The sequence below is a fragment of the Bradyrhizobium sp. NBAIM08 genome, from assembly GCF_020193935.1.
Classification (GTDB): domain Bacteria; phylum Pseudomonadota; class Alphaproteobacteria; order Rhizobiales; family Xanthobacteraceae; genus Bradyrhizobium; species Bradyrhizobium yuanmingense.
In genome coordinates, this window is record NZ_JADYVR010000701.1 from 1 (window position 1) to 420 (window position 420).

Annotated in this window: 1 protein-coding gene; it reads right to left on the bottom strand. The window is 64.5% G+C overall.

The annotated features are described in order from the left end of the window. Nucleotides 1-420: alpha/beta fold hydrolase (locus tag I6F37_RS41635; RefSeq protein WP_225154617.1), on the bottom strand; the 420-nt coding region annotated here is incomplete at both ends.

Genomic DNA, 420 nt, shown 5'->3' on the forward strand with positions numbered 1-420 from the left:
GTTGTAGGCCGCGCACTCTTGCCGGCTCATCTGCGGGTTGCCTCGTGCAAACAGGCGGCCAACGTCGAACTCCGGGTTTTTCGCGCACATCTCGCGCCAGGCGAGAAAACCCGGGCTGAGGGGCGTGTCGCCGGTGCCCAGGGTGGTGTTCATGGCCAGCAGGCCACGATAACGCTGCGGCGCCGCCATCGGCAATGTCAGCCCGAGCAATCCGCCCCAGTCCTGCACCACGAGGACGACATTGCGCAGATCGAGCCGCTCCACCAATTCCTGGAGCATCCGGCGATGCCAGGCAAAGCTGTGGGCCGCGTCCTTTTTCGGCTTGTCGCTCCTGCCGAAACCAACCATGTCCGGCGCCACCACCCGACCACCTGCGGCCAGGAATACCGGAAGCATTTTCCGGTACAGATAGCTCCACGC